Below are 21,646 nucleotides of genomic sequence, written 5' to 3'. Positions count from 1 at the left end.
TGACGCATACCTTTAGACGTGTTATAGCTCCTTTAGCCTTGGTATCTCCTCCCACCTCGTCGTATACCTCGGGGACCGATTCGCACAACGCAGATGCCAGGCGGCGCCAGCGCTGGGTGTGCCGATCCTGACGGTGCCGCGCCCCATCTTCTGGTTCAGCTCGTCCATCACGCCCATCAGCTTTTCGCTGCGTTCCCGATCGAAATCGCTTTGTGGCGCGTTGAGCAGTGATAGCTGCTCCGTCGCGCGATCGCAGATTTCCATCAGCATCACGCCGCCTTTCATGTAGCGCTTGTTCGGCGCGTGCAGGCATTCGAGTACTTGAATGGCGGCGCCGACGATGGTGCGGCCATCGTCGGTGGGGTTATCCAGTTCGATGATCATGCTGGGGTTGTGCTGGGCGAGATCCTGCCGGTGGGGGTTGGTGCGCAGGAAAACGAGCACGGCGCGGCAGAGCGAGCCTTGTTTGCGCAGCTTTTCGGCGCTGCGCTGGGCGTGCTGCCGGATCGCCTCGCGTATCTCGCCCTTGTCGTTGGTGAGTCGGCCAAAGCTGCGGCTGGTCATGATCCGCTCGCGGGCGAAGTCCATCCCCATCATCTCGATGGCGTCGACTTCCTGCAGCTCGAGCACGGTGCGTTCGAGGGTGACGGAGAAACGCCGACGGATATCTTTGGCGTTCTGGTTGCGCAGATCCCAGGCGGTGATGATGCCCAGGTTGCCGAGCTTTTCGGCGAGACGGCGGCCGACGCCCCAGATGTCGCCCAGTTCGCAGCGCTGCAGCAGGCCTTGGGTCTGGGGGCTATCGGGGTAGAGCACGCAGACACCGCCGAAGCCTGCGATCTTCTTCGAGGCGCGGTTGGCGACTTTCGCCAGCGTGCGGGTGGGGGCGACGCCGATCGACACGGGAATGCCGGTGTATTGCTTCACCTGGCGCCGGAGTTCGCGGGCGTGGTCTTCGAGCTGGCCGGGGGCGAAGCCTGAGAAGTCGACCCAGCACTCGTCGATCGAATACGGGTCGATGCCGGCGCTGAATTCCTCGAGCACCGCTTGTACGCGGCTACTAATATCGCCGTAGAGCTCGTAGTTGCTCGAGAACAGGGTGATCTCACCGCGGGCGACCTGTTCCTTCAGGTAGTGGGCCGGTGTGCCCATCTTGACGCCGAGCGCCTTCAGCTCGTTGCTGAGCGCGATAACACAGCCGTCGTTGTTGCTCATGACGCCGACGGGCTTGCCGTTCAGGTGGGGCTGGAACAGCCGTTCACAGCTGACGTAGAACGAGTTGCAGTCGACGATGGCGATCATACCGGGAACTCGATGTGGTTGGAGCGCACGACGCCCCAGATCTGCGACTCGACGCCGTTCAGGGGGATTGGCGGGTAGCGGTTGCCGCCGGAGCAGAGCAGTTGCCATTGGCCTCGCTCGATCCATTTTTTGACCATGAATTCGCCTTCCACCAACGCCAGCACGATGTGACCGGCGCGGGCGGTCACCGAGCGATCGACGATCAGGTAGTCGCCTTCCTGGATGCGGTATTCCTCCATTGAGTCGCCCACGGCCTGGAACAGGAACGTCGCGGCCTTGTGCTTGATGTAGCGCTCATTGAGATCGAACGACCGGCCGGCGTAGTCCTCCGCCGGGCTGGCGAACCCGGCGATGCCGCAGCGGGCGAGCACGTCGGGGCAGGGAATCTCAAGGCGGGGTGAATCCGGCCGCAGGGTGCCGAGCAGTTTGACGTTGGACATAGCGCATTCGCCTTCCTTTGAAATGCTGTATGGGTATACAGTATTTATTGAAAAGCGAGCGCCGGGCAAATGATTCTTTGGTAGCCCGGTGGACGAAAACGGAACGAGGCCGGCCACGGCGCGGCTCGGGCCGATAATGAAAATTTTGCATACGTGGGGACGTCATGCAGGTGCAATATCTGGGACCGCTGATGATGGGGCTGGGGCATCCGGCGTTGATGGGCTATGACCTGGGGAGCTTCCCGCCGAGCTGTTTCGCGGTTGAGCTGAAAGCGGGCGCCGGCTTCGACGGCCCGCTGATCGAGGGTGATGTGCTGATCGCGGACGAGGACCGGATGATCGGCAACGAGGATCTGACGATCGCGAGAGTGGAGGGGGAGCATCTGCTGGCGCGAGCCTGGCGCATCGGCGGCCGCGTGCGGCTGATACCGCTACACGGCCGTGAGTCGTTATTCGTGCGAGAGGAGATGCTGCTGGGCGTGGTGGTCGGTCAGGCGCGAAGGTATGTGGCTAAGACCAGCAACCAGCTTCAGAAAATTAAATTGGAATGCCATGGGGGTAGTTTTTATTGTTTTTATAAACTATCACATGCCCTGGGAAAGTTGTTATTTGCCATGTTGTGCTTAACGATTGTTTTAGAATAATTAGGCAGTCTTTGATGCTGTAGATGCTAGCGTTCAACTTTGTTTTTGCTTGCTTTAAATCCGGGTGAGGAGTTTTTTTGCCTTTTTCTTTTTCGTATCTAATTAGATACGAGGTGTTGCTGGCCAAGTGCTTTAGAAGATCTTCGGCGCTTGTGATTTTTACGCCGGAGAAGTCTATCCGCTTATTCAGGTCGATGGGGAATTGCATGTCAAAATGGTCATCCTTCAACGCTGTTGTATCCCGCTCTTTGCCGGGATCATTGGACCCAAATCCCTTATTTTGCCATGTCGTTTCACTAGGCTTTTTATAATGGGATATAAGCAGTCTCTCCAAATCTACGGCAGTAAAAACATAAACTCGAATAGCTTTGAATTGAACATCCTTAATGGCTAGATTTTCTCGATCCGTAATTTTTTTAGCATGCCTTTGCAAACGTGACTTTAACCCTTTGCTCGAAGAGGTTTTACCAATGTATACCAGATTGCCTTTGTGAAAAATCTGATAGACGCCCTGCGCTTCTTGGGCCGTGGAGGCATTTTTTAGAGTCAGGGGGCCACTCGGCATTTCGTCGAAGTTAGTGACTAGTTCTTCAAGGAGGTGTTTTGGCAAATCAAACTCTAGCTCTCTTACGCAGTCCATCTCAATGCTCCACAACCGTGAATTGGGCTAGTGTGACATAGCGTGATGCTAATCGAAGCGCGGAGATGGCGGTGGGACGCATGGCTATATGGAGGATCGTTTGGCGGATACATTGACTCGTAGCCAACGGAGCGAGCGCATGTCCCGTGTGCGGGGCAAGGACACCAAGCCGGAGATGCAGCTACGGCGAATGGTGCACGCCATGGGGTTTCGGTATCGGTTGCATGCCAAGCACTTGCCCGGCAAGCCGGATTTGGTCTTCCCCTCGCGACGGGCCGTGGTGTTCATGCATGGTTGTTTCTGGCATCGTCACGAGGGCTGCAAGCTGGCCCGACTACCCAAGAGCCGGGTATCCTTCTGGAGCGAGAAATTAGAGGCGAACCGGCAGCGCGATCGGCGCAACCAGCTTCGCCTCCAGGAGATGGGTTGGCGAGTGTTGATCGTTTGGGAATGCCAGCTATCCACCCCGGAAGACACGGCGCGGCGCGTGCGTGATTTCCTCAACGAAGCGGAAGTAGATCATGATGAAATCGGTTGAGCTCTTCGCGGGCGCCGGAGGCCTGGCAATGGGGGTATCCCTGGCGGGCTTCGAGTCCTTGGCCGTGGTCGAGTGGGACCGTTGGGCTTGCGATACCATTCGCGAGAACAGTAACAATGGCTTTCCCCTCGTCCAGGGTTGGCCTCTTTGGTCGGGCGACGTGCGGGAGTTCGATTGGTCGGGAGTGCCGGAGGATATCGACCTTCTTGCCGGTGGGCCGCCTTGCCAGCCCTTTTCCATGGGCGGACGGCACAAGGCTTTCGGGGATTCCCGCGATATGTTCCCGGCCACGGTCGACGTCGTGCGCCGGTTGAAACCGAAGGCATTCATCATCGAAAACGTGAAGGGGCTGACACGCTCAAGCTTCGCGAACTACTACCAGTACATCTTGCTTCAGCTCGAGTTCCCCGAGGTGGCACGCCGCGAGGGCGAGACGTGGGCCGATCACCTGAAGCGACTTCAGGAAGAGAAGACCTCCGGGGCGCAACATTTCAACGGGCTGACCTACAACGTGGTGCCCACGCTGGTGAACGCCGCCGATTATGGCGTGCCCCAGAAGCGCGAGCGTGTCTTCATCGTTGGTTTTCGCGCCGACCTGGGCGCGGAGTGGTCGTTCCCCACTCCGACGCACTCGCAGGATGCGCTTCTTCACTCCCAATGGGTCACGGGCGAGTACTGGAACCGGCACGGAATCTCGCTGAAAAAACGGCCGGCACGCCCGGCGCGTTCCGAGTCCCGTATTCGCAAGTTGTCGGATAGCCTTATCCCGCTAGATCGCAAGCCATGGCGGACCGTTCGCGATGCACTTCAGGACGTGCCCGATCCGCGCAAGCGCGGAGCCAAGAGTTTTTGGAATCACAAGTTCCAGGATGGGGCCCGTGTCTATCCTGGCCACACGGGCAGCCCGCTCGATCTGCCATCGAAGACGTTGAAAGCCGGAGATCATGGCGTGCCGGGTGGCGAGAACATGATGGTGCGAGACGATGGCAGCGTGCGCTATTTCACCGTGCGTGAGTCGGCCCGGCTGCAGACCTTCCCCGATAGCTATGTGTTTCATGGCGCGTGGGGAGAAACGATGCGCCAGCTAGGCAATGCGGTTCCCGTTGCCCTGGGGCGGGCGGTGGCTTGCTCCGTCGCGGAGCAACTCGCGCTCACTCAACTGCGGCAACTGGCGAACCAGCGTTATAGGAAGCTGGCATGACCGATAACATCGTTCCGTTCAATCCCCTCGATAAAAAGCATCTGGGCGAGAGTGTCGGGCAGGCCATGCTTCGTCAGCCGGTGCGTCCCCTGGGGGAGCTGTCGAAGTTCAGCGGCGCCGGCGTCTACGCGATCTACTACACGGGGGATTTTCCCGCTTACGACGAGATCGCCTCGCGCAATCGGGGCGACACCTTCAGCGCTCCGATCTACGTGGGAAAGGCCGTGCCGGAGGGGGCTCGAAAGGGCAAACTTTCACCGGACTCGACCGAGACGCTCTACCGGCGCTTGAACGATCATAAGAAAAGCATCGCCAAGGTCGACAATCTCGACATGGATGATTTCTTCTATCGGTTTCTGGTGGTCGACGACATCTGGATTCCATTGGGGGAGTCGTTGTTGATCGCCAAGTTTTCTCCGGTCTGGAACCACCTGATCGATGGCTTTGGCAACCATGATCCGGGCAAGGGCCGCCACGCTGGCCTGCGTCCAAAATGGGATGTTCTGCACCCTGGTAGGCCGTGGGCGGATAAGTGCCAGCCTCGAATGGAGAATCAAGACCAGATTATTCGAGAAGCCCAGGATCACCTGCGGAATAATCCGCCGCCCGATGACAACTCCATGATTAGCGCGTGATTTATTCCTGCGCGTCCACATCTTATCCACAATTACTTAACTCAATGTCCCTGGAAACTTGCAAGCAGCTTCTGTCCGAGCTCGATCGGATGGAGATCTACCGTCCGTACAAACATCGCCAACCGTTCGAGCAGTGTGTCTCCACCTTCTCTAATTTCACTCTCGGGCTGGGTCTATTTCTGTTCTCGATCCTGGCGGGGCTGGCCGCCTATCAGGAATGGTTGGGAGAGCTCGATGCTGGCACGGTTGGTTTCGCCTTGTGGGTTGGGCTCGCAAGCATGGCGATCACGACGCTGTCCCTATTGTCGCCCTTGGTATTGTTCATTTGGTACTGTCGGCGATGGAATCACATTGTTTACAGGGACTTGGAAAACGCGTTCGAACACGATTTAGACATCGTGGAGTCCATTGGGCAATTCCCCTCCGAGGTTCTCTCCTACACGAAGCTCTGGCTGCAGACACGGGTATCGAGAATGGAGCGACGCATGAGCTTTCTGTTCGGATCCCAAACCGCCGCGTTCTCGCTTCTGTTTCTCTCTCTGAATCTCGTGGATAGAGTAGGGGGCTTCAATATCTTCTCAAGAACCTTCAGCCATGAAATCACTGCGGCGAACTTCGTTGACTGGTTGGCCGTTTGGGGGCTGTCGTTTGTATTGGGTCTTTCCCTGGCCACTTTGGTCATGAGACGGCTGACGGTGAGGTACAGCTACCAGGTCGAGATCATTGGCCTCGCGCTGGAGACTCAGTTGCCTGAACCCGCAAAATCAGGCTCACGGCCTCATCTCGAACCGTAGCTCGCTGGAGTACCCTCCATCGCCGACATCGTGGCGTACTTCGGTGAGTAGCCACTCGGTTTCCTCGACCTCGCGTTTCCAGCCCACGCATCGCGCCGGCGTCTCCGGGTAGATGCCCGGGCGTCCCTCGGCGAGCGTTAGGCCGAATTCAGCGTTACCACGTTGCAGGCGTTGCCATTCGGCCTTGGCAGCTGCGAGGGCGTCTTCCTCGCTCGCATGGATGGGCCGCAGGCGCTTGGGGTTGTCATCGGATCCGGCGATGACATCGCGGCGCGTGGCGCCGTCGGTGTCGTGCTACGCGGCGACCACGCCCGAATAGCTATCGCGATCGGTCACGTTGTAGCGGTGGTGGTCTACATCTTGCCGGCGGATGATGATCGGCGGGATCTCGAGGCCGCTTGCTGTCGTCGACTGGCCAGCGCGGATGAATAGCAGATTCCCCGCTTTCACCGTTGCGATGGCGTCATAACGCTCCGCCAGGCGGGTCAGGAAGTTGATATCGCTCTCTTCGCTCTCTTCGCTCTCGTCGGTCTGGTCGATATGCGCGATGCCGAGCTCGCGCGAGATGCTGGGATTGAGCCCGTGGCGCGATGCCAGCTCTGCGTCTGCTTGACGGGGAACTGGCCGCCAAAGTCGGCGCTACTGGTACGGATGGAAGCCGATCCGGCGCGCCGGAATGCTCGACCTCGTCGATCATGATGGAACTATCTCGTGGCAGGCTAATATTCCAGGGAATTTGAGACTGCGTGATCAGACACGGCTGGTGCCGAAAAAGTGAATGCCTTGGCCGAAAGGCTTCGTGTGTGCTTTGCATAGATAGCTGACTCGAACAAACGCATCATTTTGGGACATCCAATCATCACGATGCAGGCAGGCCTCGAAGAAGTCGCCACCGAATTCCGACCTACCGGGCTCTACCAATCCCAAAACATCGCAAGACATGTAATTGAGTGCTTTGGCCCATGCTCTGGAAATACGGTGGTACATGTTGTTGCTCTCGTATCCGCCTCCCCGTGTAGGCTGGACACTGCCCATTCTGCTGAACGCGTTGTAATTCAGGTAAATCATGAAGTGGTAATGGGGTTTATCACTACTCCCTTGCTCTCTACACCAGACGTATCTCAAGACCGTACTATATTTGGTATTGGCCGCATTGATTTCTTGGTTAAGATGGCGAAGAAATAAGCTGATTTTCTGGTTGTCGTTACCTAATTCGCTCTCAGGCATCCAGTAGGGAAATCTTAGATCGAAACGTAGCGCCAGCACACGGTCGTAGTCGTTGATAGCGCGCCATTGCGTCAGATAGGCTCGTTCCAGATAATTCAGGATAAGAGGGGTTTTACCGCTGCCGCTTAGATCGAAATTTCGGTAGTAAGCTTCATGAGTGAATCTCAGGTTTTTTTGCTCTTGATGTCGCTTGAACTTTGTGTGAAACATCGTGATTAAATCCTTTTGTCTATCCCGTGCCTTATTGAGAATGTGTTTTCTGAATAGTGTTGTTCTATCGTAAGGTGATTAGCTATATATTACTGTATCCGTAATTTAGTTACCTTTATGAGCAAAGCGATGATTGCGAAGCGTCCCATTTTTTGGGGTGTTTTACATGGCTCTGGAAAATCTGGGTTTCATAAAAACTTATTATTCCTCGGGCTTCTAAAGTTGTGCGCTGTTTTCTCTCATTTCATTTGTCTTTTACCTAAAAAAATACGTATTCAGGCCTTCGGGTCCTCGCAGCTCGACTTTTCGTGAAAATGCATAGGTCAGGTTACGATTTAAACTTTTTTTAGCTCTGTACTATCTCCATGAAGTCGGGAAGCCATCGCTTCCTTATCAGATGAAGTTCAATGTCAGGAGGTACGCATGGCAGTCATTTGCCCGAGTTGCGGCTCGGCCGAAGTTTTGCTTCGCCATCAGGGGCGAAAAGTCTGTAGTAGCGCGGGTATCGCCGCGGGGTCCGCTGGCGGAGCGGCAGGGGCTTGGAGTGGAGCCCAAACTGGTGCGCTGCTGTCGGCTTGGGCCGGCCCCGTAGGAATCACTGTTGGCAGCGTAGCGGGTGCCGTGTTCGGCGCGCTGGCCGGAGGTGCAGCGGGTGGTATGACCGGTGCGCGCATTGGCAGCGAGCTCGACGAGCGGGTACTCGATAACCGCGAGTGCCTCGATTGTGGGCATACCTTCCGCAACGAGGTTGTCCCCCCGAATTTATCGCTGTAACTCACTCAACGCTTTCTCACATAGGGCCCGCCANNTGGCGGGCCCTATGTCGCTTATACCTTCTCAAAACAGGAGTCATCCCATGGCACACGAACTCGAAACCATGGCCTATGTGGGCGACACGCCCTGGCACGGGTTGGGCAATCGCCTTTCACCCGCTCAACCGTTGGAAGTGTGGCGCCGCGAGGCCGGACTCGACTGGCGCATCCAGGAAGCACCGGTTCGCTACGTCGACGGCGAAGAAGAGCGACTCGGCACCATCCACGCTTTCCCCGAGCAGAAAGTGCTCTACCGATCCGATACCCGCGCGCCACTGTCCGTGGTGTCGCAACGTTATCGGGTGGTCCAGCCGGAGGAGATTCTGGAGTTCTATCGTGACCTGACCGAACACGCCGGCTACGAACTTGAGACGGCCGGTGTGCTGAAGGGTGGGCGGAAGTTCTGGGCGCTCGCGCGTAGCGGGCTGACGACCTCACTCAAAGGCGTGGACGCGATCGGCGATTACCTACTGCTGGCGACTTCCTGCGACGGGTCACTGGCCACCGTGGCCACGCCCACTACCGTCCGCGTGGTCTGCAACAACACGCTGAGCATCGCGGTAGATGGCGCCAGCCAAAGCGTGAAGGTGCCGCACAGCACTCGCTTTAATGCCCGCCAGGTTAAACGGCAGCTGGGGATTTCGGTCTCGCGTTGGGACGACTTCATGGTGCGGCTTAAGACGCTGGCCGAGCGACGGGTCACCCAGCGCGAAGCGGAAGGCTGGTTCCAATCGGTGCTGTGTGACATCTCGACGCCGATCAGTGATACCGCAACGCTTTCCAATCGGCGGGCACTGGAGCGAGTGACGGCGCTGTACAACGGCAAGGGCCGGGGTTCCGAGCTATGCACGGCTCGGGATACCGCCTGGGGGTTGGTCAACGCCGTTACCGAGTACGTCGATCACGAGAAGCGCGCGCGGAGCAACGACTATCGCATAGACTCGGCGTGGTTCGGCCATGGCGCACAGCTGAAGCAGAAGGCATTGAGTGCCGCGTTAGAGCTGGTGACATGAGTTTCTGTCAACGTGCGAATACGCCATCACGAAGCAAGAGCGATGGCGTATTCGCCCTGAAGGGCGTCGCCGGTGCCAGCTTTCACCTTGGGGACAACCACCATTCTTGGAGACCCGTTCATGACGACAGTGACAAGGCACTGCTTGCTTTGTGGTTCACGGGTATTGATATCGCGAGAGGAGGCAGGTGGCGTGGTGGTGGTGCTTGGCATCTTCGCTGGTCTGGCTCGGGGCATTCGGCGGGCGGCCAGAAACCAGTCCAAGGAAACATGCTCGGCTAGGAGCGATGCCGGACTTCCCGAGTTGGGGGTGTGTCTGGCCGGCGTGAACGAAGTATCTGCGTCGAAAGAAAGCGTGGCGTCGTTTCGATATGACGTGATCCGACATCACTTCATGGGGCAGCAATACCTCTGCCTGCGTTGCGGCTCGCGACAGAATCGAACGAACTGACCCTCACTTGGCCTCGCGATTCTTCGGGTACTGAAGGCGCGTGCTTAACTGCTCTATGAGACCGGTCACCAACTCGCGGTCTTCCGCGCTGAGCGGCTCCAGCAGGTTGGCCAGATGCTTGGCACGATCCTGGGCGAGCGGGCTAGTTTCGCTCAGCAGGTCGCTGACCTCGCAGTCAAAGACCTCGGCGAACTGGAATAGCCGATCCAGTCCCGGAAGCACGATGCCACGTTCGATGCGGGAGACGGCCTCGTTGCCCAATCTCATCCGTTCGGCGACATCGCTCTGCTTGAGATCGCAGCGCAAGCGCTCTCGGGCAATGGCACGGCCAATTCGCTTGGCCAGTGCTATTGAATCCTCGTCCGTCATGAAGCCCTCCATTCAACCTGAATGGTTGGGTATCATCGCCTTGACATGAACACCCTGTTGGGTTGTCATCCAACTCGTAAGGATGTGTAACGTTGTCAGGGATCAGGCTTTCAAACGAAAAATCTCATTCAGGGAACCATCAACCATGAAAAACCCATGGCTTTGGGTGCCGCTACTTTGTGGCGCCCTGGGCAGCCCCGCATTTGCCGATAACTACGAGTGGAATAGTGGTTTCGGCATGGGGGCCAGCGAATACTGGGTCGACGATGGCAACAACAATGCACTGCTCGTCTCATGTCCGAAGCTTTATGAAGGAGAGCCCTCGACGGAGGGCTACGTGAGCGCTGAAGCCACGATCAATGGTCAGCACTACGGCTCCGATACGCTTTCGGGCGATCCAGGTTTCGACGTCATCGTCGATGGTGAGCGCTGGTCCAACCCCTTCTTCACCGATTGCCGCGCCTGCGGTTCCAACTTCCCGGCGTTTTGGGAGGCGCTGCGTCAAGCCAACAATCTGTACATCAGCGCAGACGGCGTCCGCTCGAAACTGCCCACGGCGGGAATGGAGCGTGCGCTACCGCCGCTCGATAGCCCCGAAAACAACTGCCGTAGCGCCTGGTAACGAACTGGGCGCCTTCACACTAAAAAAGCGCAATAAGGAACTCGTATGAAAACCGTCAAAGTCATGTCCATCATCGGGATGGTGTTCTTCCCGCTATGTCTCCTGATCGTGCTGGCTTGCCTGGAGAGCGATCTTGAGGCCGCCGCCGGGTGGGGCATGTTCGCCACGTTCTACGGTATCGGCTTCGCCATCACGGCGTTCGTTCAGGCCAACAAACGCGTCAAGGCAGGCGTGGAGTAACCTCGAACCACCTGACTGCTGCTGGCGACCACTAGGTATCGAATTTAACGACTGCTTGCTGCGTGCGCCTCTCATCATGACCCGGCTCCTTCTGGCCGGGTTTTTTTATGCCCGGAGGAAGGACCGATGAACCAATCATCGCTGACACTCGATCTCTGCCAATCGCTGACGCGCCTGACGCGACAAATGCTCGAGACCGATCAGTGCAAGACCCAAACCCACGTGTTGGGCCGGGGCCGCATCTACCGCATCACCGTCGAGCTCACCCCGGTTCCGCCGGAGCAGATCGACGACGTGATCAAAGCCTACCAATAGAGGAGTCTCATCATGCCGAGACAGTCATCCACGACGGCTGCCAAACCCGTCGCCGTGAGCAAGAGCGAGGCCCATTCCGCCATTATCCAGGTCATCGAGCGCGCGTCGCTCAACCCGGATGTCGATATCGACAAGATGGAGCGGCTCCTGCAGATGCAGGAGCGGGTGCTCGATCGCCAGGCGCTGATGTCTTATAGCGCCGCCATGGCGGCCATGCAGACCGAGCTACCCAGTATTGAAGAGCGGGGTAGAACCAACAACGGCCAATACGCCACGCTCGAGGATATCGTCGACACGGTGCGGCCCATCCTTCAGCGCCACGGTTTCGCGGTGAGCTTCCGGATCCAGACGCAGGAGCGGGGGATTCAGGTGACGGGGGTGCTGATGCATCGCGAGGGGCATCGTGAAGAGACCAGCATGCTGTTGCCGGCGGACGTGAGCGGCAGCAAGAATGCCGTGCAGGCCTTCGGTTCTTCGACCAGCTACGGCAAGCGCTACGTGCTCTGCGCCTTGCTCAACATTACCACTCGGGGCCAGGACGACAACGGCCTCTCCGCAGCGACGGTGAAACTCGTCACCACCTTCCAGGCCGCTCAGATCAAGAAGCTCATCGCTGACTGCCCGGCCGCCACGCAGGAGTGGTTCGCCGGCAAATATGGCGACGCGGGCCGAGTCCCGCGGAACGACTTCGACAAGCTGCGTGCCTCCCTACAGAAGCGCACGCAGTCCAGTTCACATCACTGATCAGTCGGCGGGCACTGCCTCGCCGAATAGCCTGTATTTCGAGGAGGAAAAGATCATGCAGATACTGACAGTAGAGCAGGGCACGCCGGAGTGGCATGCCGCGCGTCTCGGCATCGTCACCATGTCCGAGCTCAAGACACTCTTGGTCAAGGGTAAGGGCCCTGATGGATTCGGTGCCGGAGCCATCAGCTATATGCATCAGCTGATTGGCGAGCGTATCAAAAGCTACCTCGATAGATTTCCCGTAGACCAAGCAGCTTCAATGATTAAATGGCTTCAAAAAGATCGAGATAGGTCTCTTTTGGAACATGAAGAATTTAACTGGATCGAAAATTCGGATTTGGTTTCTGACCTTGTGTGGATTGTTCTAAATGATCTTAGTGATAAGGAGATTAATGATGAGTGCGGTTTGAAATTGGGCGGCTTCGATGAGCATGCTACGCTCGCTTTTAGCAGAGTGGAGGTGGCATTTCCTGGTTCTAGCTTTGTCAAGTTTGATGATAGGCTTAATGAGATTTTGGCTTTTTTCGACATTTGGAATGTAGACATTTTTTATAAAAGAAAATTGATGGGAAGTTTGAAAGAGGTTTGTTCAGGCCTGTTGGCGAAAAAGCTTAAACTATCGTGGCTAGATAACCGGTATACAAATCAGTGCGATTGGGCATGGGAGCATTTAAAAAAGGCATCATCAAAGCAACGTATTCCTGTGCTTCCATACGAAATAGATCCGCTGGGTAATAAGCAAAAATATCGGTCCATTGTTGCTTTTTTGACTTTCTGGGATGTTGATTCAGACGCTAAAGAATATTTCATTTTGAAATTTAAGAAAGCATGGGACCAAAAGGTATATCGTGAAAAACAAAAAGGTAGGTCGCCGCTAAATACTTATATTGCGGCGGATGTCAAGAAAATGCTGAACCGGTTGGCCAGCGAAAATGATGAAAAGCTCTATAAAACTCTAGAGAGGGCAATTAAAAAAGCCTATCAGGAAGAGTTTGGTCTCATGTGAAGGCGTTTTGGCTTCGCCGCCGTTGAACTGCTCGTGGCTATACGGCTCTGTGAAGCTCCTATGGTGCGGCGGCGAGACAATTTGATGAGTCTCAACTCTTAATAAAAAACGAGACTAACTATCAATGGCTGATTTGATTAGTGACGCAACTCGAGAAGTCGCAACTCTACGCTCTTCGAAATAGTCGTAGCGGTCGTAGATTCCCTCGACACCTTTCATTTTGTGATTGAGGCATCGCTCTGCAACATGCGCGGGAGTGCCCACCGACGCAAGCAGGCTTCGGCACGTGCGGCGTAGGTCATGGACCGTGAATACGGGTATGTCGCCCATTCGGTTCTTCGGCTGCTGCTTGCCCGGTTCTCGACCGAAAAGCTTGGCAATAGCGTGATTCAACGTGTCTTTACCCATGTGAGGAAGCTTGCTGCTGCGCCGGTTCGGAAACACGAACTCAGAGCCGCAGGCGCGAACTTGAAGCTCCTGAAGCCAGTCGACGGCTTGAGGCGGCAAAGGTACGATCATGCCGACGCCCGATTTACTGCGTTCCCCGGGCAACTCCCATCGGCAGCGTACCAAATCGAATTCGTCCCACTTGGCTTCGGTCAGCTCGGTTTTCCTTGTTCCCAACACGATCAGTAGAGCGCAGGCGAGATAGTTCTCCCGAGTGAAGCTCGAGCGATTTTCGCGAAATATCGCAAAGACTTTGCTTATCTCATCCAGCGTCAGCGCACGGTCACGGCTCTTCTCTACGCCTCCAGCATCATTGACGTTGAACGCTGAGGCCGGGTTGTAAGTGATCAGCCCCAGCTTAACGGCATGATTGAAGAGCTGCTTCAGATACATCAGCGTGTCGTTGGCAGTGGTGGGCCGTCCACTGGCTGAGACTTTCCTGATGATGTCTCGAACATCCATCGGAGTGACCGCGTCGATCTCCCGCTCTCCGATGCTGGGCTCCACCTCCTTACGGTACACGCGCTTTGGGATGTGGGGATGCTTGAGACGTTTCTCCAAATCGGGATACCAGTCAGCGAACAGGTCGTTCACGGTTCTGATCGAGACCTGTTGCTCCTGCTTACGTGATTCGATGGGATCGACACCTGCATGAAGAGATCTCTGATGCTCCAGTGCCTTGGACCGAGCTTCTGCCAAGGAGAGGTGCGCCTGCTTGCCTAAAGACATTTCTCGACGCTTACCGAGCAGGGAGTAGCGCAGCATCCAGTAAGGCGCTCCCTTCTTCGGAACCATCAGATACAACCCCCCACCGTCACTATGTCTCCCTGAAGACCCGTCTTTGACGAGTGACTGCACTTTCTTGGCGTTGAGGCTTCCCACGATCGTTATCCCTTCCCGGTGAAGTATTTGAGCTCTACCCATCACCTCTCCGAATACAGTCCGGGGCCAACTGGATCCACGTCCTGCGAGCTTGGCGAGTGTCAGCATGCTAGGAGGGTGGGTAGTACATTCGATATTGACGGAGATGGGCTGAGGAGGCAACGGGTTTACTACCCACATTACCCCCCAGTTGGAGATGGATTTTACGGGACCTTGATAGACGTCTGTGGACGGTGTGGCATAAAGAAAATAGAAAATTCAGCGATTTAAGGATTGCTCCAGATGTCGGTGGATTTTACTCTATATTCTGAATCTGCTCCCGCATCTGTTCGATCAGCACCTTCAGCTCCACCGCGCAGCGGGTGGTGTCGGTGACGATGGCCTTGGAGGAAAGCGTGTTGGCTTCGCGGTTGAGTTCCTGCATCAGGAAGTCGAGGCGCCGGCCGATCGGGCCCTTTTGCTTCAACTGACGCTCCACTTCGGTGACGTGGGTTTCGAGCCGGTCGAGTTCTTCGGCGACGTCGGCCTTGTGCGCCATCATCACCATTTCCGCTTCCAGGCGCTGCGGGTCGAGTTCGGTCTTGGCGGTTTCGAGACGTTCCAGTAGCTGCGCGCGCTGGCGCTCGAGAATCAATGGCAGGTGCTCGCGCACCAGGTTGACCTGTTGGCGAATTCCGCTCAGGCGCTCGCGAATCAGTTCCGCCAGGCGCTCGCCTTCGCGGGCGCGGCCGGTTTCCAGATCCTTCAGCGCGGCGTCGAACAGTTCGAGGCCGGCGGTTTTGACCTGATCGATATCCAGGCGCTGGGTGGCCATCACGCCGGGGTGGGCGAGCAGCTCCAGGGCGTTGGGCATCGGCGCTTCCGGCAGCTGGGCGCGGACCTGCTCCAGCGCCCGGGAAAGCGCGGTGAGCTGATCGGCGTTGATCCCGGGCGCGGCGTTGCCTTCGGCCGGGTCGAAGCGCAGCGAGCACTCCACCTTGCCGCGGGCGAGACGCTGGCGCATCGCTTCGCGGAAATGCGGTTCGAGATCGCGCAGGGCGTCGGGCAGGCGGAAGTGGGGCTCCAGGTAGCGCTGGTTCACCGAGCGCAGTTCGAGCTGCAGGCTGCCCCAGTCGGCATCACGGGTCTGGCGGGAGAACGCGGTCATGCTATGGGGCATGGGGAATTCCTTGAATCGTCGAGCTGATCGGTCGAGTGTAACCCATCCGTGACGGCGTTGGCCGCCGCCCGTTGGCCGTGAATGTACGGCTGACCCGTGTAGAATGGCCGGCCTGCTGTGGAGCGCCGAAAGTGTGGCGCTTCTGTCATTGATGTTTTGGATCGAGAGGCTTTCATGCGCCCGAGTGGACGACAACCCGATCAGCCCCGTGAGGTCACGCTGACCCGCGGTTTTACCCGTCACGCCGAAGGCTCGGTGCTGGTGAGCTTCGGGGATACCCAGGTGCTGTGCAACGCCAGCGTCGAGGCCGGCGTGCCGCGCTGGCTGCGCGGCAAGAACCAGGGTTGGGTGACGGCGGAGTACGGCATGCTGCCGCGCGCGACCCACACCCGCGGCGGCCGTGAAGCGACGCGAGGCAAGCAGGGCGGGCGCACGCTGGAAATCCAGCGTCTGATCGGCCGTAGCCTGCGTGCGGCGGTGGATCTGAAGAAGCTCGGCGAATACACCATCACCGTCGACTGCGACGTGCTGCAGGCCGATGGTGGCACCCGCACGGCGTCGATCACCGGGGCCTGCGTGGCGCTGATCGAGGCGCTGCAGTACATGCAGCGCAAGAAGATGATCAAGACCGATCCGTTCCGTCAGCTGGTCAGCTCGATCTCGGTGGGCGTCTACAAGGGCACCCCGGTGCTCGATCTGGATTACCCGGAAGACAGCGCCGCCGGCACCGACATGAACGTGGTGATGACCGAAGACGGCAAGCTGATCGAGGTGCAGGGCACGGCGGAAACCCAGGCGTTCTCCCGCGCCGAGCTCAACACCATGCTCGATCTGGCCGAGAGCGGCTGTCAGACCCTGTTCGCCAAGCAGCACGAAGCGCTGGGCATTCGTCGCTAGGCGCTGTCAACGATCGCCAAGCCTGCCGTCAGTCGCGCGTCACCAGTAGCCCGGACGCCAGCTGGCGGAAGGCGTCGGTGGCTCTGTCCATCACGTCTGGGTCGTCGCTGGCGGCAACCCAGAGCGCGGCGTTGAGCGCCGCGCCATTGATCAGCCGGGCGGCGGCTTCCACGTCGACCGGTTTGACGATTCCCGCCTTGGTCAACGCCTCCAGCGTCGTCATCGTCGCCAGCAGGCAGCGGTTCTGGCTCGGCCACTGGGAGGGATCTCCCAGTACCGCCGGGCCATCCAGCAGCACGATGCGCTGGATCTCGGGATCGCGCGCCAGCTCGATGTAGGCGCCACCCTCTGCCAGCAACCCCTCCCAGGCGTTCGTATGGCGCTGCCCGATCTCGTGGGCGCGAGCGGCCATCTCGCTGTCGAGTCGATCGACCACGGCGGCGAGCAGGCCGCGCTTGTCACCGAAATGATGATATAGCGCGCCACGGGTCAGGCCGGCGCGGGCAGTGAGCTCGTCCATTGAGGCGCCGGCGTAGCCCTTCTCGGCAAAGGCCGCTCGCGCGGCATCGATCAACTTGGCGCGCGTCTCTTCCAGCATTTCGGCGCGACTGCGTCGGGTCATGATCCCTCCTGTGTTCAAGATAGCTTCCTCCACGCCGCCGGAAGAGTATCGCGAGACGACGGACATTGGCATACGGAGCGTATATTAATTTGACATACACGAGGTATGCGTAATTAATATACGTGTCGTATGTCAATTTCCCGACGCTTTCATGCGTCGCGCCCTCGCGAGGAGTCATTCCATGTTGCAAGCTCAGTCTGCCCAGTCGCCGCAGCCGGTCTTTCCTGCCAGCCGCAGCGCCCTTTACGAGAAGCACGGCTATTCGGCCGCGATTCGCTCCGGTGATCTGCTGTTCGTCTCCGGCCAGGTCGGAAGCCGCGAGGACGGTTCGCCGGAGCCCGATTTCGAACGCCAGGTCGCGCTCGCCTTCGACAATCTCAAGGCGGTGCTGGCCGCCGCCGGCTGCGGGCTGGCGGATCTCGTCGATGTCACCACCTTCCACACCGACCCGGAAACTCAGTTCGAGACGATCCTGGCGGTCAAGTCGCGTCACTTCCCGGCGCCGCCCTATCCCAACTGGACGGCGGTGGGCGTGACCTGGCTGGCCGGGTTCGATTTCGAGATCAAGGTGGTGGCGCGAATTCCGAACGGCGGTTGATGCCGGATCGCCTCTCAACGAAGAAGGCCCCGCGATTGCGGGGCCTTCGTCATCTGACCGACACCAAACGGACAGCGCACTGTCGGCGTGTCTGGCCACATCCGGCGATCAGGACTTCTCTGCGAGCATCTTTTCCCGCGCCAGACGCGCCTGCTCTTCCTCGTAGGTGGGGAAGTCGACGTAGCCGCGGGCATCTCCGCCATAGAAAGTGTCCGGATCGAACTCGGCCAGCGGCCAGTCGTTCTGCAGGCGCTCGACCAGATCCGGGTTGGAGGTGAACGGGCGACCGAACACCGGCAGATCGATGACGCCGTCGTCGACCAGCTTGTGCGCTTCCGCCTTGTCGAGATTGCCGGCGAACAGCAGCGTACCGTGATAGGCATCGCGGAACCGACGCAGGAACTCGCGCGGCAGACCGTCCTGCCCCTGAGCACCCTGATCCATCAGGTGGACGTAGGCCAGATCGCGCTTGCTCAGCTCGGCGGCGAGATAGAGATAGGTGCCTTCGATATCGTCGTAGATCGGCATGTCGAACAGCGTGCCATACGGCGTCAGTCGCACACCGACGCGATGCGCGCCGATCAGCGCGATGGAGGCGTCGATCGCTTCGAGCAGCAGCCGGCAGCGATTCTCGCGCGAGCCGCCGTACTCGTCGGTGCGATCGTTGAGGCCGGCGTTGATGAACTGCTCCAGCAGGTAGCCGTTGGCGCCGTGCAGCTCGACGCCGTCGAAACCGGCGTTACGCGCATTCAGCGCCGCCTGGGCGAAATCGTTGACGAGCCGGCGGCACTCTTCGGTGGTGGCAGCGCGCGGCGTGGTCGCAGCCATCATGTCGGGCTGGCCGTCTTCGTTGTAGCCGAACGCCATGCCACCCTGCTTGGCGGCGCTGCTGATCGGCGCGGCGCCATTCTGCTGGATCGAAGTGTGCGAGACACGGCCGACGTGCCAGGTCTGGCAGAAGATCACGCCACCGCGCTCGTGCACGGCCTGGGTCGCTTTCTTCCACCCGGCGATCTGATCCGGACCGTAGATGCCCGGGTTGAACAGGTAGCCCTGGCCCTCACGAGAGATCGGGCTGCCTTCGGAGATGATCAGCCCGGCGCTGGCACGCTGGCGATAATAGAGCGCGCCCATTTCGTCGGGCACGTCGCCCTTGGCGCGGGCACGGGTCATTGGCGCCATGACGATGCGATTGTTCAAGCGGGTGCCGGCGAGATCGAACGGTTCGAACAGTGCTGCCATATCGTGGATTCCTTTCTGACTTGGCTTGCTTGCCTGACTTGGCTTGCTTGCCTGACTTGGCTTGCTTGCCTGACTTGGCCTGCTTCGGCCAGAGGTGGCTAAAGAGATAGACCAAAGTCTAGGAAATGATTAGCCAGCCAACAATGAATCCTGACGACTGTATCGATGCAGGAAAGCTATCGCCTGCCGGAACCCGCCGTGAAACCCCGCTGTGGCGCTATGGTCGCTGTGGCGCTGTGGCGCTGTGGCGAATGTATTCAGACCACCGAGGTCATGCCGCCGTCGACGAAAATGTTCTGCCCGGAGACGAAGTTCGAGGCGTCGGCGCAGAGATAGATCAGCGTGCCGACCAGTTCCTCGACCTGGCCCCAGCGCTGCGCCGGCGTGCGCTTTTCGATCCAGGCGTTGAAGTCGGCGTCCTGCCATAGCGCCTGGTTCATGTCGGTCTGGAAGTAGCCGGGGGAGAGGCAGTTGACCTGGATCCCGTAGCGCGCCAGATCCGCTGCCATGCCCTGGGTCAGCAGCGCCACGCCGCCCTTGGAAGCCGCATAGGGCACGATGGTTTCCCGGGCGAGCTTCGACTGCACCGAGCCGATATTGACGATCTTGCCGCTGCCGCGCTCGGACATCGCCGGGCTCAGCGCCTTGGCAACGTAGAAGGCACTGGAGAGATTGGTGGCGATCACCGCATCCCAGTCGGCGGGGTCGAAGTCGTTGAACGGCGCGCGTTTCTGCAGCCCGGCGTTGTTGACCAGAATGTCCGGCACGCCGAGACGTTCGATCAACGGATCGACGGCGGCTTTCACGGCATCGGCGTCGGTGACGTCGAAGGCCACGGCCTCGACCTCGGCGCCGGTTTCTGACGCCAGTTTGCGGGCCGCTTCCTCGGCCGCATGCTGCTGTCGCCCGTGAAGAATCACCCGGGCGCCCCGTTCGGCCAACCCGCGGGCCAGCGCGTTGCCGAGCCCGCGGGTGGAGCCGGTGACCAGCGCCAGGCGACCTTGAATATCGAATAGATTGGTCATCGTTGTCCTCGTATCGGTGAGTGCTCTAGAAGATCAGATAGACCGCGCAGGCCAATATGAACCCGATCACCGATTCCAGCGCCTGCTGCACGGTCCAGGTCATCAGCGTGGTCTTGACGTCCATGCCCAGCAGGCGACCCACCAGCCAGAAGCCGGAATCGTTGACGTGGCCGGCGAATACCGAGCCGGCGGCGGTGGCCAGCGTGATCGCGACGATCTGCATGGCGGAAAAATCGCCGCCGGAAACGGCCGGTGCCATCAGCCCGGCGGCGGTGACCAGTGCCACGGTGGCGGAGCCCTGCGCCAGTCGCATGACCACCGCGACGAGATACGCAGCGCCGATCACCGGCAGGCCCAGGTCGCTCATCGAATCCGACAGCGCATCGCCGATCCCTGACGCCTGCAGCACGCCGCCGAACATGCCGCCGGCGCCGGTGATCAGGATCACCGAGCAGATCGGCCCCAGCGAGGAGTCGACGATCTTCTCCAGCGCGCTACCGCCTTCGCCGCGACGGCTGCCCAGCACGTAGATCGCCACCAGCACCGAGATCAGCAGTGCGATCGGGGTCTCGCCCAGCGAGGAGAGAAACTGGAACCAGGTGGCGTCGCTGTCGGCCACGCCAGCGGCGCGGGCGAAGTCGAGCCCGGTATTGAGGAAGATCAGTGCCAGCGGCAGCAGCAGCAGCCCGATGACCGTGCCCACGCTGGGCGGATTCTCGATTTCGTCGTCGTCCTGGCCGCCGAACAGGCTCACTTCCAGCTTGAAGTCGAAGCGGCTGGCGGCGAAGCGCCCCCACAGATAGCCGGAGAGATACCACATCGGAAAGGCGATGATGATCCCCACCAGCAGCACCAGACCCAGATTGGCGCCGTAGAGCTCGGTGGCGGTGACCGGGCCGGGGTGCGGCGGCACGAACACGTGCATCACCGAGAACGCCGCTGCCGCCGGCAGCGCATAGAGCAGCACCGGGCCGCCCAGGCGCTTGGCCACGGCGAAGATGATCGGCAGCATCACGATCAGGCCGGCATCGAAGAAGATCGGGAAACCCATGATCAGCGACGCGATGCCCAGCGCGAACGGTGCCCGGGCCTCGCCGAACAGCGACACCATCTTCTCGGACAGTACCTGAGCGCCGCCGGAGTGCTCCACCAGCTTGCCCAGCATCGCACCGAAACCGACCAGCAGCGCCACCGAACCCAGCGTGCCGGCGAAACTGTCGGTCATGGTATCGACGATGGCGCCGGCGGGAATGCCGGTGGCGAATGCGGTCAGCAGGCTGACCAGGACCAGCGTCGGAAAGGCGTGTAGATGAAAGCGGATGATCAAGATCAGCAGCAGCGCGATCGCCGCCGCGGCAATGCCCAGCAGCGGTGCTGCCGTCAGGGTCTGCGTCCAGTCGTCCATGAGGCTTTCTCCGGGAGTGAGTGGTGCGCTCCCACGGTTGCACGAACGGCTGTCATGAAAAATACGACGTTGGTTTGCATGTCGGACCAAGCGTTGGAAATGTTCGACAAAGATGTCGAGCAGCCTCGGCCTTTCCGCCGTTCGAGGACGCGCGTGCTAACCTC

General features: G+C 59.1%; 24 protein-coding genes. 13 read left to right on the top strand and 11 right to left on the bottom strand.

The annotated features are described in order from the left end of the window. Positions 1-21 precede the first annotated feature (21 nt). Both DOM36_RS07280 and umuD read right to left on the bottom strand, forming a co-directional pair. Positions 22-1,302, bottom strand: a complete 1,281-nt coding sequence (locus tag DOM36_RS07280; protein WP_110642236.1) for a Y-family DNA polymerase — start codon at positions 1,300-1,302, stop codon at positions 22-24. Then, positions 1,299-1,742 carry a translesion error-prone DNA polymerase V autoproteolytic subunit gene (gene umuD / locus DOM36_RS07275; protein ID WP_110642234.1) on the bottom strand — a complete coding sequence of 148 codons (444 nt, stop codon included), beginning with the start codon at positions 1,740-1,742 and terminating at the stop codon, positions 1,299-1,301. Before umuD ends, DOM36_RS07280 begins: the two co-directional genes overlap by 4 nt. A gap of 164 nt (positions 1,743-1,906) precedes the next feature. On the opposite strand from umuD, the gene DOM36_RS20025 reads away from it, so the two are divergent. Next, positions 1,907-2,386: a hypothetical protein gene (locus DOM36_RS20025; RefSeq protein ID WP_157958586.1), complete on the top strand. Its 480-nt coding sequence runs from the start codon at positions 1,907-1,909 to the stop codon at positions 2,384-2,386. Here DOM36_RS20025 and DOM36_RS07270 read toward each other — a convergent pair. Next, positions 2,280-3,026 (bottom strand): GIY-YIG nuclease family protein, encoded by a 747-nt coding sequence (locus DOM36_RS07270; RefSeq protein ID WP_110642232.1) that lies wholly within the window; start codon positions 3,024-3,026, stop codon positions 2,280-2,282. The two genes, DOM36_RS20025 and DOM36_RS07270, sit on opposite strands and share 107 nt — an antisense overlap. Before the next feature lie 88 nt (positions 3,027-3,114). On the opposite strand from DOM36_RS07270, the gene DOM36_RS07265 reads away from it, so the two are divergent. The 4 genes from DOM36_RS07265 (at position 3,115) to DOM36_RS07250 (ending at position 6,194) form a co-directional block, all read left to right on the top strand. Next, positions 3,115-3,564, top strand: a complete 450-nt coding sequence (locus DOM36_RS07265; protein WP_110642230.1) for a very short patch repair endonuclease — start codon at positions 3,115-3,117, stop codon at positions 3,562-3,564. After that, positions 3,548-4,765 carry a DNA cytosine methyltransferase gene (locus tag DOM36_RS07260; RefSeq protein WP_232823762.1) on the top strand — a complete coding sequence of 406 codons (1,218 nt, stop codon included), beginning with the start codon at positions 3,548-3,550 and terminating at the stop codon, positions 4,763-4,765. The genes DOM36_RS07265 and DOM36_RS07260 overlap by 17 nt, the downstream gene beginning before the upstream one ends. Next, the gene (locus tag DOM36_RS07255) at positions 4,762-5,400 is read left to right on the top strand and encodes an Eco29kI family restriction endonuclease (protein WP_110642228.1); all 639 of its coding nucleotides are present in this window, start codon (positions 4,762-4,764) and stop codon (positions 5,398-5,400) included. The genes DOM36_RS07260 and DOM36_RS07255 overlap by 4 nt, the downstream gene beginning before the upstream one ends. Positions 5,401-5,489: 89 nt before the next feature. Continuing rightward, on the top strand, positions 5,490-6,194 hold the full coding sequence (locus tag DOM36_RS07250) for a hypothetical protein (RefSeq protein WP_110642226.1): 705 nt from the start codon (positions 5,490-5,492) through the stop codon (positions 6,192-6,194). Positions 6,195-6,944: 750 nt separating this feature from the next. On the opposite strand, the gene DOM36_RS07240 is transcribed toward DOM36_RS07250, so the two are convergent. Further along, positions 6,945-7,631, bottom strand: coding sequence for an inovirus-type Gp2 protein (locus DOM36_RS07240; RefSeq protein ID WP_110642222.1), 687 nt, complete (start codon positions 7,629-7,631; stop codon positions 6,945-6,947). An 856-nt stretch (positions 7,632-8,487) separates the two neighbouring features. Between DOM36_RS07240 and DOM36_RS07230 the strand changes: the two genes are divergently transcribed. Continuing rightward, positions 8,488-9,456, top strand: a complete 969-nt coding sequence (locus DOM36_RS07230; protein WP_110642218.1) for a DUF932 domain-containing protein — start codon at positions 8,488-8,490, stop codon at positions 9,454-9,456. Positions 9,457-9,909: 453 nt separating this feature from the next. On the opposite strand, the gene DOM36_RS07225 is transcribed toward DOM36_RS07230, so the two are convergent. Then, positions 9,910-10,275, bottom strand: a complete 366-nt coding sequence (locus DOM36_RS07225) for a helix-turn-helix transcriptional regulator (RefSeq protein WP_110642216.1) — start codon at positions 10,273-10,275, stop codon at positions 9,910-9,912. 145 nt (positions 10,276-10,420) lie between these two features. On the opposite strand from DOM36_RS07225, the gene DOM36_RS07220 reads away from it, so the two are divergent. The 5 genes from DOM36_RS07220 (at position 10,421) to DOM36_RS20445 (ending at position 13,205) form a co-directional block, all read left to right on the top strand. Beyond that, positions 10,421-10,897, top strand: a complete 477-nt coding sequence (locus tag DOM36_RS07220; RefSeq protein ID WP_110642214.1) for a hypothetical protein — start codon at positions 10,421-10,423, stop codon at positions 10,895-10,897. 45 nt (positions 10,898-10,942) lie between these two features. Continuing rightward, positions 10,943-11,137 carry a hypothetical protein gene (locus tag DOM36_RS07215; protein ID WP_110642212.1) on the top strand — a complete coding sequence of 65 codons (195 nt, stop codon included), beginning with the start codon at positions 10,943-10,945 and terminating at the stop codon, positions 11,135-11,137. A 126-nt stretch (positions 11,138-11,263) separates the two neighbouring features. Next, positions 11,264-11,452 carry a hypothetical protein gene (locus DOM36_RS07210; RefSeq protein WP_110642210.1) on the top strand — a complete coding sequence of 63 codons (189 nt, stop codon included), beginning with the start codon at positions 11,264-11,266 and terminating at the stop codon, positions 11,450-11,452. 12 nt (positions 11,453-11,464) lie between these two features. Continuing rightward, on the top strand, positions 11,465-12,196 hold the full coding sequence (locus DOM36_RS07205) for an ERF family protein (RefSeq protein WP_110642208.1): 732 nt from the start codon (positions 11,465-11,467) through the stop codon (positions 12,194-12,196). Positions 12,197-12,251: 55 nt separating this feature from the next. Next, entirely contained in the window at positions 12,252-13,205 is a 954-nt protein-coding gene (locus DOM36_RS20445) for a hypothetical protein (protein ID WP_232823761.1), read from the top strand. 114 nt (positions 13,206-13,319) lie between these two features. Here DOM36_RS20445 and DOM36_RS07195 read toward each other — a convergent pair whose 3' ends face one another. Together DOM36_RS07195 and DOM36_RS07190 are read right to left on the bottom strand one after the other, a co-directional pair. Then, positions 13,320-14,576 (bottom strand): integrase arm-type DNA-binding domain-containing protein, encoded by a 1,257-nt coding sequence (locus tag DOM36_RS07195; RefSeq protein WP_348626388.1) that lies wholly within the window; start codon positions 14,574-14,576, stop codon positions 13,320-13,322. A gap of 253 nt (positions 14,577-14,829) precedes the next feature. After that, the gene (locus DOM36_RS07190) at positions 14,830-15,693 is read right to left on the bottom strand and encodes a YicC/YloC family endoribonuclease (RefSeq protein ID WP_110642206.1); all 864 of its coding nucleotides are present in this window, start codon (positions 15,691-15,693) and stop codon (positions 14,830-14,832) included. Between the two features lie 174 nt (positions 15,694-15,867). On the opposite strand from DOM36_RS07190, the gene rph reads away from it, so the two are divergent. Next, positions 15,868-16,590: a ribonuclease PH gene (gene rph / locus DOM36_RS07185; RefSeq protein WP_075569386.1), complete on the top strand. Its 723-nt coding sequence runs from the start codon at positions 15,868-15,870 to the stop codon at positions 16,588-16,590. Between the two features lie 28 nt (positions 16,591-16,618). Here rph and DOM36_RS07180 read toward each other — a convergent pair whose 3' ends face one another. Continuing rightward, positions 16,619-17,212, bottom strand: a complete 594-nt coding sequence (locus tag DOM36_RS07180; RefSeq protein ID WP_075569385.1) for a TetR/AcrR family transcriptional regulator — start codon at positions 17,210-17,212, stop codon at positions 16,619-16,621. Positions 17,213-17,393: 181 nt separating this feature from the next. Between DOM36_RS07180 and DOM36_RS07175 the strand changes: the two genes are divergently transcribed. Then, positions 17,394-17,810, top strand: coding sequence for a RidA family protein (locus DOM36_RS07175; RefSeq protein ID WP_075569384.1), 417 nt, complete (start codon positions 17,394-17,396; stop codon positions 17,808-17,810). 108 nt (positions 17,811-17,918) lie between these two features. Here the strand turns inward: DOM36_RS07175 and DOM36_RS07170 are convergent, their stop codons facing one another. From DOM36_RS07170 to DOM36_RS07160, 3 genes are all read right to left on the bottom strand, one after another. Further along, on the bottom strand, positions 17,919-19,052 hold the full coding sequence (locus DOM36_RS07170; protein WP_075569383.1) for an alkene reductase: 1,134 nt from the start codon (positions 19,050-19,052) through the stop codon (positions 17,919-17,921). Between the two features lie 257 nt (positions 19,053-19,309). Then, positions 19,310-20,077: a glucose 1-dehydrogenase gene (locus tag DOM36_RS07165; protein WP_075569382.1), complete on the bottom strand. Its 768-nt coding sequence runs from the start codon at positions 20,075-20,077 to the stop codon at positions 19,310-19,312. Positions 20,078-20,102: 25 nt separating this feature from the next. Then, entirely contained in the window at positions 20,103-21,482 is a 1,380-nt protein-coding gene (locus DOM36_RS07160; RefSeq protein WP_110642204.1) for a GntP family permease, read from the bottom strand. Positions 21,483-21,646 lie beyond the last annotated feature (164 nt).

The organism is Salinicola sp. CPA57, assembly GCF_003206035.1.
GTDB classification, from domain to species: Bacteria; Pseudomonadota; Gammaproteobacteria; order Pseudomonadales; family Halomonadaceae; genus Salinicola; species Salinicola socius.
The sequence above is the reverse complement of the archived record's forward strand: the minus strand, read 5'-3'. Positions and strand labels throughout refer to the sequence as shown.

Coding starts and splice junctions, on each gene's coding strand:
- DOM36_RS07280 (WP_110642236.1), bottom strand. CDS start 1,302: ATGATCGCCATCGTCGACTGCAACTCGTTCTACGTCAGCTGTGAACGG.
- umuD (WP_110642234.1), bottom strand. CDS start 1,742: ATGTCCAACGTCAAACTGCTCGGCACCCTGCGGCCGGATTCACCCCGC.
- DOM36_RS20025 (WP_157958586.1), top strand. CDS start 1,907: ATGCAGGTGCAATATCTGGGACCGCTGATGATGGGGCTGGGGCATCCG.
- DOM36_RS07270 (WP_110642232.1), bottom strand. CDS start 3,026: ATGGACTGCGTAAGAGAGCTAGAGTTTGATTTGCCAAAACACCTCCTT.
- DOM36_RS07265 (WP_110642230.1), top strand. CDS start 3,115: ATGGAGGATCGTTTGGCGGATACATTGACTCGTAGCCAACGGAGCGAG.
- DOM36_RS07260 (WP_232823762.1), top strand. CDS start 3,548: ATGATGAAATCGGTTGAGCTCTTCGCGGGCGCCGGAGGCCTGGCAATG.
- DOM36_RS07255 (WP_110642228.1), top strand. CDS start 4,762: ATGACCGATAACATCGTTCCGTTCAATCCCCTCGATAAAAAGCATCTG.
- DOM36_RS07250 (WP_110642226.1), top strand. CDS start 5,490: ATGGAGATCTACCGTCCGTACAAACATCGCCAACCGTTCGAGCAGTGT.
- DOM36_RS07240 (WP_110642222.1), bottom strand. CDS start 7,631: ATGTTTCACACAAAGTTCAAGCGACATCAAGAGCAAAAAAACCTGAGA.
- DOM36_RS07230 (WP_110642218.1), top strand. CDS start 8,488: ATGGCACACGAACTCGAAACCATGGCCTATGTGGGCGACACGCCCTGG.
- DOM36_RS07225 (WP_110642216.1), bottom strand. CDS start 10,275: ATGACGGACGAGGATTCAATAGCACTGGCCAAGCGAATTGGCCGTGCC.
- DOM36_RS07220 (WP_110642214.1), top strand. CDS start 10,421: ATGAAAAACCCATGGCTTTGGGTGCCGCTACTTTGTGGCGCCCTGGGC.
- DOM36_RS07215 (WP_110642212.1), top strand. CDS start 10,943: ATGAAAACCGTCAAAGTCATGTCCATCATCGGGATGGTGTTCTTCCCG.
- DOM36_RS07210 (WP_110642210.1), top strand. CDS start 11,264: ATGAACCAATCATCGCTGACACTCGATCTCTGCCAATCGCTGACGCGC.
- DOM36_RS07205 (WP_110642208.1), top strand. CDS start 11,465: ATGCCGAGACAGTCATCCACGACGGCTGCCAAACCCGTCGCCGTGAGC.
- DOM36_RS20445 (WP_232823761.1), top strand. CDS start 12,252: ATGCAGATACTGACAGTAGAGCAGGGCACGCCGGAGTGGCATGCCGCG.
- DOM36_RS07195 (WP_348626388.1), bottom strand. CDS start 14,576: ATGGGTAGAGCTCAAATACTTCACCGGGAAGGGATAACGATCGTGGGA.
- DOM36_RS07190 (WP_110642206.1), bottom strand. CDS start 15,693: ATGCCCCATAGCATGACCGCGTTCTCCCGCCAGACCCGTGATGCCGAC.
- rph (WP_075569386.1), top strand. CDS start 15,868: ATGCGCCCGAGTGGACGACAACCCGATCAGCCCCGTGAGGTCACGCTG.
- DOM36_RS07180 (WP_075569385.1), bottom strand. CDS start 17,212: ATGACCCGACGCAGTCGCGCCGAAATGCTGGAAGAGACGCGCGCCAAG.
- DOM36_RS07175 (WP_075569384.1), top strand. CDS start 17,394: ATGTTGCAAGCTCAGTCTGCCCAGTCGCCGCAGCCGGTCTTTCCTGCC.
- DOM36_RS07170 (WP_075569383.1), bottom strand. CDS start 19,052: ATGGCAGCACTGTTCGAACCGTTCGATCTCGCCGGCACCCGCTTGAAC.
- DOM36_RS07165 (WP_075569382.1), bottom strand. CDS start 20,077: ATGACCAATCTATTCGATATTCAAGGTCGCCTGGCGCTGGTCACCGGC.
- DOM36_RS07160 (WP_110642204.1), bottom strand. CDS start 21,482: ATGGACGACTGGACGCAGACCCTGACGGCAGCACCGCTGCTGGGCATT.